This is a genomic window from Klebsiella sp. HN106 (assembly GCF_051209435.1).
In the GTDB taxonomy this organism is placed as follows: Bacteria; Pseudomonadota; Gammaproteobacteria; order Enterobacterales; family Enterobacteriaceae; genus Klebsiella; species Klebsiella oxytoca.
Genome location: NZ_JBLURD010000123.1, coordinates 1 through 393, shown reverse-complemented (window position 1 = coordinate 393; position 393 = coordinate 1). Strand labels below are relative to the sequence as shown.

The 393-nt window shown below is 46.8% G+C and carries 1 protein-coding gene; it reads right to left on the bottom strand.

Annotated features, from left to right (window positions below; translation table 11 throughout):
* Positions 1-30: 30 nt before the first annotated feature.
* On the bottom strand, positions 31-393 hold a 363-nt coding region (locus tag ACSIPU_RS30620), incomplete at its 5' end, for a DNA-binding protein (RefSeq protein ID WP_435322486.1).

Below are 393 nucleotides of genomic sequence, written 5' to 3'. Positions count from 1 at the left end.
GCCGGAGAGGAAAACTGAAGCATGACGGGGTCAGGATTTTTTCCAGAATTTCCACCATGGCGTCGGGGATTCAGTTAATTTTGCCGGGTGATTTTCAAGAAGGAGCATGGCCTGTTTCAGGCTGTCAATGTGCGAATCCTTGGACAAAAGTAAAGTGTTCAGGTGTTCAATCTCCTGTTTCAGATGACGAATCACCTGTTCACTCTGGTCAGCAGAGGCTGTATCACGCTGTTCAGAGACCTGTCCAGAATGGTGTTCATCCTTCGGTTGTTCAAAGGGACCAAAGACACGTAAAAGCTCTGAAGTATCTACCATTTTTGCATTGCGTTCACCGCTACAGGTGGACAGGTCACCTGCTTTAATTAACCTGTGCAGTGTTGTTCTACTCTTACC